Origin of the sequence: Pseudomonas sp. KB_15, assembly GCF_052114525.1 — a bacterium.
Classification (GTDB): Bacteria; Pseudomonadota; Gammaproteobacteria; order Pseudomonadales; family Pseudomonadaceae; genus Aquipseudomonas.
Genome location: NZ_JBFREX010000001.1, coordinates 136,604 through 149,672 on the forward strand (window position 1 = coordinate 136,604; position 13,069 = coordinate 149,672).

At 59.8% G+C, this 13,069-nt stretch carries 12 protein-coding genes; 7 read left to right on the forward strand and 5 right to left on the reverse strand.

Annotation, left to right across the window (positions count from 1 at the left end):
* Positions 1 to 6: 6 nt before the first annotated feature.
* From frr to rpsB, 4 genes are all read right to left on the reverse strand, one after another.
* Positions 7 to 564, reverse strand: a complete 558-nt coding sequence (gene frr, locus AB4Z35_RS00635; RefSeq protein WP_008000041.1) for a ribosome recycling factor — start codon at positions 562 to 564, stop codon at positions 7 to 9.
* Positions 561 to 1,304 carry a UMP kinase gene (gene pyrH, locus AB4Z35_RS00640; protein WP_008000043.1) on the reverse strand — a complete coding sequence of 248 codons (744 nt, stop codon included), beginning with the start codon at positions 1,302 to 1,304 and terminating at the stop codon, positions 561 to 563. The genes frr and pyrH overlap by 4 nt, the downstream gene beginning before the upstream one ends.
* Positions 1,305 to 1,514: 210 nt before the next feature.
* A complete protein-coding gene (gene tsf / locus AB4Z35_RS00645) occupies positions 1,515 to 2,378 on the reverse strand; it encodes a translation elongation factor Ts (RefSeq protein ID WP_008000045.1) in 864 nt (287 codons plus the stop codon).
* Between the two features lie 190 nt (positions 2,379 to 2,568).
* Positions 2,569 to 3,306, reverse strand: a complete 738-nt coding sequence (rpsB, locus tag AB4Z35_RS00650; RefSeq protein WP_116262106.1) for a 30S ribosomal protein S2 — start codon at positions 3,304 to 3,306, stop codon at positions 2,569 to 2,571.
* 371 nt (positions 3,307 to 3,677) lie between these two features.
* On the opposite strand from rpsB, the gene map reads away from it, so the two are divergent.
* From map to AB4Z35_RS00685, 7 genes are all read left to right on the forward strand, one after another.
* Positions 3,678 to 4,460 carry a type I methionyl aminopeptidase gene (map, locus tag AB4Z35_RS00655; RefSeq protein WP_442095672.1) on the forward strand — a complete coding sequence of 261 codons (783 nt, stop codon included), beginning with the start codon at positions 3,678 to 3,680 and terminating at the stop codon, positions 4,458 to 4,460.
* Between the two features lie 41 nt (positions 4,461 to 4,501).
* Positions 4,502 to 7,204: a [protein-PII] uridylyltransferase gene (locus tag AB4Z35_RS00660; RefSeq protein ID WP_442095673.1), complete on the forward strand. Its 2,703-nt coding sequence runs from the start codon at positions 4,502 to 4,504 to the stop codon at positions 7,202 to 7,204.
* Between the two features lie 121 nt (positions 7,205 to 7,325).
* A complete protein-coding gene (gene dapC, locus AB4Z35_RS00665) occupies positions 7,326 to 8,522 on the forward strand; it encodes a succinyldiaminopimelate transaminase (protein WP_442095674.1) in 1,197 nt (398 codons plus the stop codon).
* Between the two features lie 367 nt (positions 8,523 to 8,889).
* Positions 8,890 to 9,252: an ArsC family reductase gene (locus AB4Z35_RS00670; RefSeq protein WP_008000055.1), complete on the forward strand. Its 363-nt coding sequence runs from the start codon at positions 8,890 to 8,892 to the stop codon at positions 9,250 to 9,252.
* A 32-nt stretch (positions 9,253 to 9,284) separates the two neighbouring features.
* Positions 9,285 to 10,319: a 2,3,4,5-tetrahydropyridine-2,6-dicarboxylate N-succinyltransferase gene (gene dapD / locus AB4Z35_RS00675; RefSeq protein WP_008000057.1), complete on the forward strand. Its 1,035-nt coding sequence runs from the start codon at positions 9,285 to 9,287 to the stop codon at positions 10,317 to 10,319.
* A gap of 160 nt (positions 10,320 to 10,479) precedes the next feature.
* The gene (locus tag AB4Z35_RS00680; protein WP_442095675.1) at positions 10,480 to 11,685 is read left to right on the forward strand and encodes an aminotransferase class V-fold PLP-dependent enzyme; all 1,206 of its coding nucleotides are present in this window, start codon (positions 10,480 to 10,482) and stop codon (positions 11,683 to 11,685) included.
* Positions 11,682 to 12,086 (forward strand): SufE family protein, encoded by a 405-nt coding sequence (locus AB4Z35_RS00685; protein ID WP_008000061.1) that lies wholly within the window; start codon positions 11,682 to 11,684, stop codon positions 12,084 to 12,086. The genes AB4Z35_RS00680 and AB4Z35_RS00685 overlap by 4 nt, the downstream gene beginning before the upstream one ends.
* A gap of 104 nt (positions 12,087 to 12,190) precedes the next feature.
* Here AB4Z35_RS00685 and tcdA read toward each other — a convergent pair whose 3' ends face one another.
* Positions 12,191 to 13,009, reverse strand: coding sequence for a tRNA cyclic N6-threonylcarbamoyladenosine(37) synthase TcdA (gene tcdA, locus AB4Z35_RS00690; protein WP_419711775.1), 819 nt, complete (start codon positions 13,007 to 13,009; stop codon positions 12,191 to 12,193).
* Positions 13,010 to 13,069: the final 60 nt, after the last annotated feature.

Consider the following 13,069-nt stretch of genomic DNA (forward strand, 5'->3'; position numbering starts at 1 on the left):
CGACTCTTATACGGCCATCAGGTCTTTTTCTTTCTGCGCCAGATCCGCGTCGATTTTAGCCACGAACTTCTTGGTCAAATCGTCGATCTCGCCAGTCGCGCGACGCTCTTCGTCTTCGCTGATCTCTTTTTCCTTGACCAGATCCTTGAGCTGGCTGTTGGCATCACGACGGATGTTGCGCACGGCAACACGGGCATCTTCAGCTACGTCACGCGCCTGCTTGGTGAAGCCCTTACGGGTTTCTTCGGTCAGGGCAGGCATGGAGATCAACAGCAGCTCGCCGAGGTTGGTCGGGTTCAGGTTCAGACCCGCGCTACCGATCGCCTTGTCGACGGCACCCAGCATGTTGCGTTCGAAAGCAACGACTTGCAGGGTACGGGCATCTTTGACGGTGATGTTGGCCACTTGCTTGATCGGGGTGTCGGAGCCGTAGTACGGCACCATCACGCCTTCCAGGATGCTAGGGTGCGCCTGGCCGGTACGAATGCGGCCGAAGTTGTGCGCCAGCGATTCCACGGACTTCTGCATGCGCTCTTGAGCGTCTTTCTTGATTTCGTTGATCATTGTTCGCCTTCCTCGATCAGGGTTCCTTCAGCGCCGCCATGCACGATGTTCAGCAGGGCGCCGGGCTTGTTCATGTTAAATACGCGTAGCGGCATCTTGTGGTCGCGGCACAGGCAAATGGCCGTCAGATCCATCACACCCAGCTTGCGATCCAGCACTTCATCGTAGGTCAGATGATCGAACTTCTCGGCATGCGGGTCTTTGAACGGGTCAGCGGTGTAGACGCCATCGACCTTGGTCGCCTTGAGCACGACATCGGCATCGATTTCGATTGCACGCAGGCAGGCAGCCGAATCCGTCGTAAAGAACGGGTTGCCGGTACCGGCCGCGAAAATCACCACGTCCTTGGAGTTCAAGTGACGCATGGCCTTGCGGCGATCGTAGTGATCGGTCACGCCAACCATGGAAATAGCGGACATCACGATGGCCGAAATGTTGGCGCGCTCAAGGGCGTCGCGCATGGCCAGGGCGTTCATCACAGTGGCCAGCATGCCCATGTGGTCGCCGGTGACCCGGTCCATGCCAGCCTTGCTCAGCGCTTCACCGCGGAACAGGTTGCCACCACCGATAACCAGACCGACCTGAACACCGATGCCGACCAGCTGGCCAACTTCCAATGCCATGCGATCCAGAACTTTCGGGTCGATCCCGAACTCTTCCGAGCCCATCAGGGCCTCGCCGCTAAGCTTGAGTAGAATGCGTTTATAGCGAGCCTGATAACCACTGCCCTGCTGAGCCATTGCGAATCTCTCCTGCGGCGTATTTTAAAAATTCTTTGCGAGCTGTTTAAAGCTGGCGCTCACTCTAGCTTGGCGCTGCTTCAGCGCCATCGGAACATGGCTTTGTAAGCCAGTTCCAAAAGGAAACCAATTAAAAATTGGTGCCCCATCTGAAAAGAGGCTGCGCGCGTGAGCGGGCAGCCTCTTCTGGGCGACAGTTAAAAAACCGTCTTATTGCTTGGCGGCAGCCAGCTGGGCAGCAACTTCTTCTGCGAAGTTGTCCACTGGCTTCTCGATGCCTTCGCCTACCTTGAAGTAAGTGAAGGAAACGATTTCAGCGCCGGCTTTCTTGGCCAGGGCACCTACGGTGACTTCCGGATTCATGACGAAAGCTTGCTCGACCAGGCTGGCTTCAGCCAGGAACTTGGTGATACGGCCGGCGATCATCTTCTCGACGATTTCAGCTGGCTTGCCTTTCATCTTGTCTTCGTTCAGGGTCAGGAAAACGCCCTTCTCGCGCTCGATGGCTTCTGGCGAAACCTGCGATGGCAGCAGGAACTCAGGGTTGCTTGCAGCCACGTGCATGGCGATCTCTTTGGCCAGCTGAACATCGCCGCCCTTGAGAACAACAGCAACACCGATCTTGTTACCGTGCAGGTAGGTGCCGACAACGTCACCCTCTACGCGCACCAGGCGACGGATGTTGACGTTCTCGCCAACTTTCGCCACCAGGGCTTCACGAGCTGCTTCCTGAGCGGCGATCAGCGGAGCTGCGTCGGTCAGTTTTTCGTCAAAGGCTTTTTCTACGCTGGCAGCAACGAAGTTTTTGAAGTCATCTTGCAGGGCCAGGAAGTCGGTCTGCGAGTTGACTTCCAGCAGCACGGCTGCCTTGTCGTCAGCCTTGATGGCGATTGCGCCTTCAGCGGCAACGTTGCCGGCTTTCTTGGCAGCCTTGATGGCGCCCGAAGCACGCATGTCATCAATGGCTTTCTCGATGTCGCCGCCAGCCTTGGTCAAGGCCTTTTTGCAATCCATCATGCCTTCGCCAGTACGCTCGCGCAGTTCTTTGACCAACGCTGCAGTAATCTCTGCCATTTCAAAAATCCTCTTGGATAGGTTTTCAACCATTCCACCCGATCGAACGGGCGATCAATTCTTCCCGAACCACCCTTGTTAGCTGCCGCACGTTACAGATAGAGCGGTGGGCGCCGACAAATGGTTTTCGAGGTGGCAAAAAGGGGGCCAAGCCCCCTTTTTGCTTACTGAGTCAACGCCAAGGCGTCAATTACTCAGCTGCTGCTACCGGAGCTTCTTCAACGAATACTTCGGTGCCGCCGGCAACATTGTTGCGACCGCGGATGACAGCGTCAGCCATCGAACCCATGTACAGCTGGATAGCGCGGATTGCGTCATCGTTGCCTGGGATGATGTAGTCAACGCCTTCCGGGCTGCTGTTGGTATCGACTACGCCGATAACCGGGATGCCCAGCTTGTTGGCTTCGGTGATCGCGATGCGCTCGTGATCAACGTCGATGACGAACAGAGCGTCTGGCAGACCGCCCATGTCCTTGATACCACCCAGGGAACGATCCAGCTTTTCCAGGTCACGACTGCGCATCAGCGCTTCTTTCTTGGTCAGCTTGGCGAAAGTACCGTCTTCGGCTTGAACTTCAAGGTCACGCAGACGCTTGATGGAAGCACGGATGGTTTTGAAGTTGGTCAGCATGCCGCCCAACCAGCGGTGATCGACGTACGGCGAACCGCAACGTGCTGCTTCTTCAGCAACGATCTTGCCAGCGGAACGCTTGGTGCCGACGAACAGAATCTTGTTTTTGCCCTGGGCCAGACGCTCTACGAAAGTCAGAGCTTCGTTGAACATTGGCAGGGTTTTTTCAAGGTTGATGATGTGGATCTTGTTACGCGCGCCGAAAATGTATTTACCCATTTTCGGGTTCCAGTAACGGGTCTGGTGACCGAAGTGCACACCGGCCTTCAGCATATCGCGCATGTTGACTTGGGACATGATAGTTCCTTAATAAGTCGGGTTTGGCCTCCACGTATCCCAATGACCAACCAGCAGCATCAGCTGAAGGCACCCAGGTCATCGTGTCGACACGTGTGTGGATTTAGGCTTTTCGGGACATCCCCGGAAAGCGGCGCATTTTATACCACAAGGCAGGGCAAAACGGAACCCGGATTCTGAAATCCTGGCGAGCGCTTTGCTCCATCCCTTGGAATCCGCCAAGAATGCACCATTCTATAGAGAGAAGCGATGCACACAGGCGCAGATTTGCGCTGATCGTCTGGTAGAATCGCATTTTTCAGGGCCGCGAAGTTCGATCGCGCAATGCCCTTTCCGTTTAGAAAGCGCCGCCTGGCGCAGAGAGAGCCTGTATGACCGTCACCCTCAAAACCCCCGAGGATATCGCCAAAATGCGTATCGCCGGCAAACTGGCCGCCGATGTGCTGGAAATGATTGCCGAATACGTCAAGCCGGGCGTTACCACCGATCAACTGAACCAGATCTGCCACGACTACATCGTCAACGAGCAGAAGGCCATTCCTGCCCCGCTCAACTACAAGGGCTATCCAAAGTCGATCTGCACGTCGATCAACCATGTAGTCTGCCACGGCATCCCGAACGACAAGCCGCTGAAAGACGGCGACACCCTGAACATCGACGTCACCGTCATCAAGGACGGTTACCACGGCGACACCAGCCGCATGTTCCACGTCGGCAGCGTGCCGGTCTGGGCCGAGCGCCTGTCCCAGGTGACCCAGGAATGCATGTACAAGGCGATTGAAATCGTCAAGCCCGGCTGCCGCCTGGGCGACATCGGCGAAATCATCCAGAAGCACGCTGAGAAGAACGGTTTCTCGGTGGTTCGAGAATTCTGCGGCCACGGTATCGGCAAGGTGTTCCACGAAGAGCCGCAGATCCTGCACTACGGCCGCGCTGGCACCGGCATGGAACTCAAGGCCGGCATGACCTTCACCATCGAGCCGATGATCAACCAGGGCAAGGCCGACACCAAGGTACTGGGCGACGGCTGGACCGCGATCACCAAGGACCGCAAGCTCTCGGCACAGTGGGAACACACCCTGCTGGTGACCGAAACCGGTTACGAGATCTTCACCCTGCGCAGCGATGACACCATCCCTCGCGTTTCGGCCTGATCCCGTTACCGTACATCGCCTATAGAAAGGAAAGCCAATCGATGCCGCAGGTGGATCCCGAACTCTTCGACCGCGGCCAGTTCCAGGCTGAACTGGCCCTGAAGGCAAGCCCGATCGCGGCCTTCAAGAAGGCGATCCGCCAGGCCCGCGAGGTGCTCGACGCGCGCTTTCGCAGCGGCCGCGAAATTCGCCGGCTGATCGAGGATCGCGCCTGGTTCGTCGACAACATCCTGAAAAAAGCCTGGGAGCAGTTCGACTGGAGCGAAGACGCCGACATTGCGCTGGTTGCGGTCGGCGGCTACGGCCGAGGTGAATTGCATCCTTACTCCGATATCGATTTGCTGATCCTGCTGGACAGCGCCGACCACGAAGTTTTCCGCGACTCCATCGAGCGTTTTCTGACGCTGTTGTGGGACATCGGCCTGGAGGTCGGTCAGAGCGTTCGCTCGGTCGACGAGTGCGCCGTCGAGGCCCGTGCCGACCTGACGGTTGTCACCAACCTGATGGAAAGCCGTACCATCGCCGGCCCCGAGCATTTGCGCCAGCGCATGCTGGACGTCACCAGCACCGGGCACATGTGGCCGAGCAAGGACTTCTTCCTGGCCAAGCGTGCCGAACAAAAGGCTCGCCACCACAAGTACAACGACACCGAATACAACCTGGAACCCAACGTCAAAGGGTCACCCGGCGGCCTGCGGGATATCCAGACGATTCTGTGGGTGGCCCGCCGCGAGTACGGCACCCTGAACCTGCGGGCACTGGCTGGCGAAGGATTCCTGGTCGAGAGCGAAAACGCCCTGCTCGCCTCTTCCCAGGAGTTCCTGTGGAAGGTTCGCTATGCCCTGCACATGCTGGCTGGCCGCTCCGAAGACCGCTTGCTGTTCGATCACCAGCGCACCATTGCCGGGCTGCTGGGCTTCAAAGGCGACGACACCAAGCAAGCCATCGAAAACTTCATGCAGCAGTATTACCGGGTGGTGATGAGCATCGCCCAGCTCAGCGACCTGATTATCCAGCACTTCGAAGAAGTCATCCTCGCACCGGAAGACGAAACGCCACCGCAGCCGATCAACTCGCGCTTCCAGTTGCATGACGGCTACATCGAAGCACGCAACGACAATGTCTTCCGTCGCACGCCGTTCGCCATGCTCGAGATTTTCGTGCTGATGGCCCAGCAGCCGGAAATCAAAGGCGTGCGCGCCGACACCATTCGTCTGCTGCGGGAAAACCGCCACCTGATCGACGACGACTTCCGCAACGATATTCGCAACACCAGCCTGTTTATCGAACTGTTCAAGTGCAAGATCGGCATCCACCGCAACCTGCGGCGAATGAACCGTTACGGCATCCTTGGGCGCTATCTGCCTGAATTCGGTTTTATCGTCGGGCAGATGCAGCATGACCTGTTCCACATCTATACGGTCGACGCGCACACACTGAACCTGATCAAACACCTGCGTAAATTGCAGTACACCCAGGTGTCGGAAAAATTCCCGTTGGCCAGCAAGCTCATGGGCAAGCTGCCCAAACCCGAGCTGATTTACATGGCCGGTCTCTACCACGACATCGGCAAAGGCCGGCATGGCGACCACTCGGACATCGGTGCCGTGGATGCCGAGGCCTTTTGCCAGCGCCATCAGCTGCCAGTTTGGGACAGCCGCCTGATCGTGTGGCTGGTGCAAAACCACCTGGTGATGTCGACCACCGCCCAGCGCAAGGACCTGTCCGACCCGCAGGTCATCCACGATTTCGCACAGATCGTCGGCGACGAAACCCGCCTCGACTACCTCTATGTGCTGACCGTCGCCGACATCAACGCCACCAACCCGACACTGTGGAACTCCTGGCGTGCCAGCCTGCTGCGCCAGCTCTACACCGAAACCAAGCGCGCCCTGCGTCGCGGCCTGGAGAACCCGGTGGACCGTGAAGAGCAGATACGCCAGACCCAGAGCGCTGCCCTGGATATCCTGGTGCGCGGCGGCACCGATCCGGACGATGTCGAGCAACTGTGGGCGCAGTTGGGTGATGACTATTTCCTGCGTCACACCGCCGGCGACGTGGCCTGGCACAGCGACGCGATCCTCCAGCAACCGGCCGACGGCGGGCCACTGGTGCTGATCAAGGAAACCACCCAGCGCGAGTTTGAAGGCGGCACGCAGATCTTCATCTACGCCCCGGACCAGCACGACTTCTTTGCCGTGACTGTGGCGGCGATGGACCAGCTCAACCTGAACATTCACGACGCCCGGATCATCACCTCCAGCAGCCAGTTCACCCTCGACACCTATATCGTGCTCGACGCCGACGGCGACTCGATTGGCGACAACCCGGCACGGGTCAAACAGATCCGCGACGGCCTGACTGAAGCCCTGCGCAACCCGGACAACTACCCGACCATCATCCAGCGCCGGGTGCCGCGCCAGCTCAAGCATTTCGCCTTTGCGCCACAGGTGACGATCCATAACGACGCCCAGCGCCCGGTGACAGTGCTGGAACTCACGGCGCCCGACCGCCCGGGCCTGCTGGCGCGGATTGGCACGATTTTCCTGGAGTTCGATCTGTCGCTGCAAAACGCCAAGATCGCCACCCTCGGCGAGCGCGTGGAAGACGTGTTCTTCATCACCGACGCGAACAATCAACCGCTGTCCGACCCACTGCTGTGCAGCCGGTTACAGGATGCAATCGTCGAGCAGTTGAGCGTCAACCAGGAACCCGATATCAAACTGTCGCGCATCAGTATCTGAATCAACGAATCCCCCCTGTGGGAGCGGGCTTGCTCGCGAATCGGGAGTGTCAGTCGACATCCACATTGCTGACGCACCGCTTTCGCGAGCAAGCCCGCTCCCACATTGAACGAGGCCCCCCATGAACAACGCTCTGTCCCAGCTCCAGCCCTACCCCTTCGAAAAGCTCCGCGCCCTGCTCGGCAGCGTCACGCCCAACCCGGACAAGCGCCCGATCGCATTGTCCATCGGCGAGCCGAAGCACCGTTCGCCAAGCTTCGTCGCCGAAGCCCTGGCCAGCAATCTGGAAAAAATGGCGGTGTACCCGACCACCCTCGGCATCCCGGAGCTGCGTGAAGCCATCGCCGCCTGGTGCGAGCGTCGTTTCGGCGTGCCCAACGGCTGGATCGACCCGGCGCGCAACGTCCTGCCGGTCAACGGCACCCGTGAGGCGCTGTTCGCCTTCACCCAGACCGTGGTCAACCGTGGCGATGACGCGCTGGTGGTCAGCCCGAACCCGTTCTACCAGATCTACGAAGGCGCGGCGTTCCTCGCCGGAGCCAAGCCGCATTACCTGCCGTGCCTGGATGAAAACGGCTTCAACCCGGATTTCGACGCCGTTTCGCCGGACATCTGGAAGCGCTGCCAGATCCTGTTCCTGTGCTCGCCGGGCAACCCGACCGGCGCCCTGATTCCGGTCGACACCCTGAAAAAGCTGATCGCCCTGGCCGACGAATACGACTTCGTGATCGCCGCGGACGAGTGCTACAGCGAACTGTACTTCGACGAACAAACCCCGCCGCCTGGCCTGCTCAGCGCTTGCGCGGAACTGGGTCGCCAGGACTTCAAGCGTTGCGTGGTATTCCACAGCCTGTCCAAGCGTTCCAACCTGCCGGGCCTGCGCTCGGGTTTTGTCGCCGGCGACGCCGACATCCTCAAGGGCTTCCTGCTCTACCGCACCTACCACGGCTGCGCGATGCCGGTTCAAACCCAACTGGCCAGTGTTGCCGCGTGGAATGACGAAGTGCATGTGCGCGCCAACCGTGCGTTGTATCGCGAGAAATTTGATGCGGTACTGGAAATCCTCAGCCCGGTCATGGACGTACAGCGACCGGATGGCAGTTTCTACCTGTGGCCGAATGTGGCCGGTGACGACGCTGCGTTCTGCCGCGACCTGTTCGAACAGGAACACGTGACCGTGGTACCAGGTTCTTACCTGTCGCGAGATGTCGATGGCGTCAATCCGGGGGCCGGGCGCGTGCGTATGGCTTTGGTCGCGCCGTTGGCGGAGTGTGTCGAGGCTGCCGAACGGATTCGTGCGTTTATTCAGCGCCGGTAGGCGCGAGGTTTACTTAACCTGGCCCAGCTTGGCCTCACTCAAATCAAGCTCACCCAGCACTTCACGCAACACGTCATCACCAATCTGGTGATGACGTCTCAGGCGGTACAACTAATGTCGCAAGCCTGAACCACAACCCCCTGTAGGAGCGAGCTTGCTCCGGGCTGTGTTCCGACGATGGTCGTTAACGATGACGCTGCATGCCTGACACCCCGCGGCACTCTCAGGGTCATCGCGAGCAAGCTTGCTCCTACAAGGTTCTATGCCCTGACACAAATACAAAGCCGACCACAGCCGACGCGAAACCGTCCGGTCATGGCATAATCCGTCACCTTTTATTTTCAGCACCTGCAAAGGGGGCGATTCCTTGACCGTTTCAAGCAAAACGTTGCACCTTTTCGGCATCAAAGCCTGCGATACCATGAAAAAGGCGCGCACCTGGCTCGATGAACACGCTGTCGGTTATGACTTTCATGATTACAAAGCGGTCGGTATCGACCGTGAACACCTGACCCAATGGTGCAACGAGCACGGCTGGGAAGTGGTGTTGAACCGTGCAGGCACGACCTTTCGCAAGCTCGACGACGAACGCAAAGCCGATCTCGACCAGACGAAAGCCATCGAACTGATGCTTGCACAACCCTCGATGATCAAGCGCCCGGTGCTCGATCTCGGTGACCGAACCCTGATTGGCTACAAGCCAGATATCTACGCGGCCGCGCTCAAGTAAGCAGCCCGTTCAATTTTGTTAGAGGTATACACATGTCCACTACCCTGTTCAGCCTGGCCTTCGGCGTCGGCACTCAAAACCGTCAAGGCGCATGGCTGGAAGTGTTCTACGCCGCCCCGGTACTCAAGCCATCGGCTGAAGTCGTCGCTGCTATCGCACCGATTCTGGGCTACACCGAAGGTAATCAGGCCATCGCATTCAGCACCGCCCAGGCCTCGCAACTGGCCGAAGCCCTCAAAGGCGTCGACGCTGCCCAGGCTGCCCTGCTGACCCGTCTGGCCGAGAGCCACAAGCCGCTGGTTGCCACCTTGCTGGCTGAAGATACCCAGCTGTCGTCCACCCCTGAGGCTTATCTCAAGCTGCACCTGCTGAGCCATCGCCTGGTCAAGCCACACGGCCTGAACCTGGCCGGCATCTTCCCGCTGCTGCCGAACGTGGCCTGGACCAGCCAGGGCGCGGTCGACCTGAGCGAACTGGCCGAGCTGCAACTCGAAGCCCGTCTGCGCGGCGAGCTGCTGGAAGTGTTCTCGGTGGACAAGTTCCCGAAAATGACCGACTACGTGGTACCGGCCGGCGTGCGTATCGCTGACGCTGCGCGTCTGCGCCTGGGCGCTTACGTGGGCGAAGGCACCACCGTGATGCACGAAGGCTTCATCAACTTCAACGCCGGCACCGAAGGCCCGGGCATGATCGAAGGCCGCGTATCCGCTGGCGTATTCGTCGGCAAGGGTTCGGACCTGGGCGGCGGCTGCTCGACCATGGGCACCCTGTCGGGCGGCGGCAACATCGTGATCAAGGTCGGCGAAGGCTGCCTGATTGGCGCCAACGCCGGTATCGGTATTCCGTTGGGCGACCGCAACACCGTCGAGTCGGGCCTGTACGTGACCGCTGGCACCAAAGTGGCGTTGCTGGACGAAAACAATCAACTGGTCAAAGTGGTCAAGGCCCGTGAACTGGCCGGCCAGCCGGACCTGCTGTTCCGTCGCAATTCGGAAACCGGTGCCGTGGAATGCAAAACCCACAAATCGGCCATCGAGTTGAACGAAGCGCTGCACGCTCACAACTAAGCGTCACACGTCTTCCTGTAGGAGCGAGCCTGCTCGCGAAAAACGTAAGGGCAACGCGGTTATTCAGATAATGCGCGTTATCGTTCACGTCCATCGCGAGCAGGCTCGCTCCTACAGGGGGCCGGCGTACGCCCGCCCATGTTCACCAGGGCCCGATAACATGATGATTCTCTCTCCCTGGCGTGTCGATTTTCCAGCCATCGCCGCCCTGCAACGGCAAGACCAGACCTATCTGGACAACGCCGCCACCACGCAAAAACCTCAAGCCCTGCTCGATGCCCTGGCGCACTACTACGCCAACGGCGCGGCCAACGTGCATCGGGCGCAGCATTTGCCCGGCGCCCACGCCACCCAGGCGTTCGAGGACAGCCGCCGCAAAGCCGCGCAATGGCTCAACGCCAGCGACTGTGGGCAGATCATCTTTACCCACGGCGCGACGTCCGCGCTGAATCTCCTGGCCTACGGCCTGGAACATCTTTTCAACCCGGGCGACGAGATTGTCATCAGCGCCCTGGAGCATCACGCCAACCTGTTGCCGTGGCAGCAACTGGCGCACCGTCGCGACCTGAAACTGGTGATCCTGCCGCTGGATGCCGACGGTGTGATCGACCTTGAAGCCGCTGCCGGTTTGATCGGCTCGCGCACACGCCTGCTGGCGGTCAGTCAACTGTCCAACGTGATTGGCGCGTGGCAGCCGCTGCCCGAATTGCTGGCACTGGCCAAGGCGTACAATGCCTTGACCGTGATCGACGGCGCCCAGGGTGTGGTCCACGGCCGCCACGACGTGCAAGCGCTGGGCTGCGATTTTTATGTGTTCTCCAGCCACAAACTCTACGGGCCCGATGGCCTGGGCGTGCTGTTCGGACGCCATGAAGCGCTGCAACAACTGCGCCCGTGGCAATTCGGCGGTGAGATGGTGCTGGACGCCAACTACCACGACGCCCGCTTTCGCCCGGCACCACTGGGCTTTGAGGCCGGGACGCCGCCGATTGCCAGTGTGATCGGCCTCGGAGCGACCCTTGATTACCTCGCCGGGCTCGATCAGGACGCCGTGTCCGCCCATGAAGCGGCGTTGCATGCCTGCCTGCTCAAGGGCCTTGAGGCACGTCACGGCATCCACCTGCTGGGCAAGCCGCAAGTGGCACTGGCCAGTTTTACCGTCAAGGGTGTGCATAACGCCGATCTCGCGCATTTGCTGACCGAACAAGGGATCGCGGTACGCGCCGGTCATCACTGCGCCATGCCGCTGCTCAAACGCTTTGAACTGGCCGGGGCGATTCGGGTGTCGTTGGCGCTGTACAACGATTCCGAAGACCTGGAACGGTTCTTTGAAGCCCTGGATCAGGCGCTGGAGCTGTTGCGATGAACCTGCCTGCCGATGCCGTCACGGCGCTCGAAACCTTTCAGAAAGCTGCCGGTTGGGAACAGCGCGCACGCCTGCTGATGCAATGGGGCGAGCGCCTGCCAGCGTTGAGTGACGTGCAGATGTGTGATGCCAACCGGGTGCACGGCTGTGAAAGCCAAGTGTGGCTGGTGGGTGAGTTGCGCGATGGCCATTGGCAGTTCAGTGCCAACAGCGATGCGCGATTGATTCGCGGGTTAGTGGCATTGCTGCTGGCGCGGGTCAACGGGTTGTCCGCGGCCGAGTTGCAGCAGGTGGATTTGCCGGACTGGTTCAATCAGTTGGGGCTGGGGCGGCAGTTGTCCGAATCCCGCAGTAATGGCTTGAATGCGGTACTTCAACGGATGCGGGAGTTGGCGCAGTAACGGGGCCGCTTCGCAGCCCATCGCGAGCAGGCTCGCTCCCACAGGGGTATGCATTCCAAATGTGGGAGCGAGCCTGCTCGCGATGGGGCCATCAGCAGCAACACTTAAACCTGAGGCTTGACCCGATCCGCCGGCCGTCGCACACCCGCCACGATCTTGTCCACAGCCTTGGTCGCCGCGACCATGCCGAAGGTCGCCGTCACCATCATCACCGCGCCAAACCCGCCGGCACAGTCGAGCTTCACGCCATCACCGACAAAACTCTTCTGCAGGCAAATGCTGCCGTCCGGTTTCGGATAACGCAGCTGCTCAGTGGAAAACACGCACGGCACGCTGTAATGGCGGGTCACCGTGCGCGAGAAACCGTAGTCACGGCGCAGCGTGGAACGCACTTTCGACGCCAACGGATCGTTGAACGTTCGATTCAGGTCGCAAACCTGGATCAACGTCGGGTCAATCTGCCCGCCCGCACCACCGGTAGTGATGATCTGGATCTTGCGGCGCTTGCACCAGGCGATCAGCGCAGCCTTGGCGTTGACGCTGTCGATGCAGTCGATCACACAATCGATGTTCGGCGTGATGTACTCGGCCATGGTGTCACGGGTGACGAAGTCAGGCACCGCGTGCACCGTGCAGTCCGGATTGATCCCGCGCAGACGCTCGGCCATCACCTCGACCTTGGGTTTGCCCACAGTGCTGTCCAGCGCGTGCAACTGACGGTTGGCGTTGCTGACGCAGACGTCGTCCAGATCGAACAGCGAAATCTCGCCAACACCACAACGGGCCATGGCTTCCGCCGCCCAGGAACCGACGCCACCGACGCCCACGATCGCCACATGGGCCGCTTTCAGGCGCTCAAGGCCTTCGATGCCATACAAACGGGCGATGCCAGCAAACCGCGGATCTTCTGTACTCATGACCATTACCCCAAAAACCGGCGCGCATTATAGGGCCGTCGGCGTGCAAGAGCATCATTGCGCTAT

Bases quoted from the DNA above. Each gene is read 5' to 3' on its own strand.
- pyrH (WP_008000043.1), bottom strand. From the start codon at position 1,304: ATGGCTCAGCAGGGCAGTGGTTATCAGGCTCGCTATAAACGCATTCTA.
- AB4Z35_RS00680 (WP_442095675.1), top strand. From the start codon at position 10,480: ATGATGATTCTCTCTCCCTGGCGTGTCGATTTTCCAGCCATCGCCGCC.
- dapD (WP_008000057.1), top strand. From the start codon at position 9,285: ATGTCCACTACCCTGTTCAGCCTGGCCTTCGGCGTCGGCACTCAAAAC.
- AB4Z35_RS00685 (WP_008000061.1), top strand. From the start codon at position 11,682: ATGAACCTGCCTGCCGATGCCGTCACGGCGCTCGAAACCTTTCAGAAA.
- AB4Z35_RS00660 (WP_442095673.1), top strand. From the start codon at position 4,502: ATGCCGCAGGTGGATCCCGAACTCTTCGACCGCGGCCAGTTCCAGGCT.
- map (WP_442095672.1), top strand. From the start codon at position 3,678: ATGACCGTCACCCTCAAAACCCCCGAGGATATCGCCAAAATGCGTATC.
- tcdA (WP_419711775.1), bottom strand. From the start codon at position 13,009: ATGGTCATGAGTACAGAAGATCCGCGGTTTGCTGGCATCGCCCGTTTG.
- frr (WP_008000041.1), bottom strand. From the start codon at position 564: ATGATCAACGAAATCAAGAAAGACGCTCAAGAGCGCATGCAGAAGTCC.
- dapC (WP_442095674.1), top strand. From the start codon at position 7,326: ATGAACAACGCTCTGTCCCAGCTCCAGCCCTACCCCTTCGAAAAGCTC.
- tsf (WP_008000045.1), bottom strand. From the start codon at position 2,378: ATGGCAGAGATTACTGCAGCGTTGGTCAAAGAACTGCGCGAGCGTACT.
- rpsB (WP_116262106.1), bottom strand. From the start codon at position 3,306: ATGTCCCAAGTCAACATGCGCGATATGCTGAAGGCCGGTGTGCACTTC.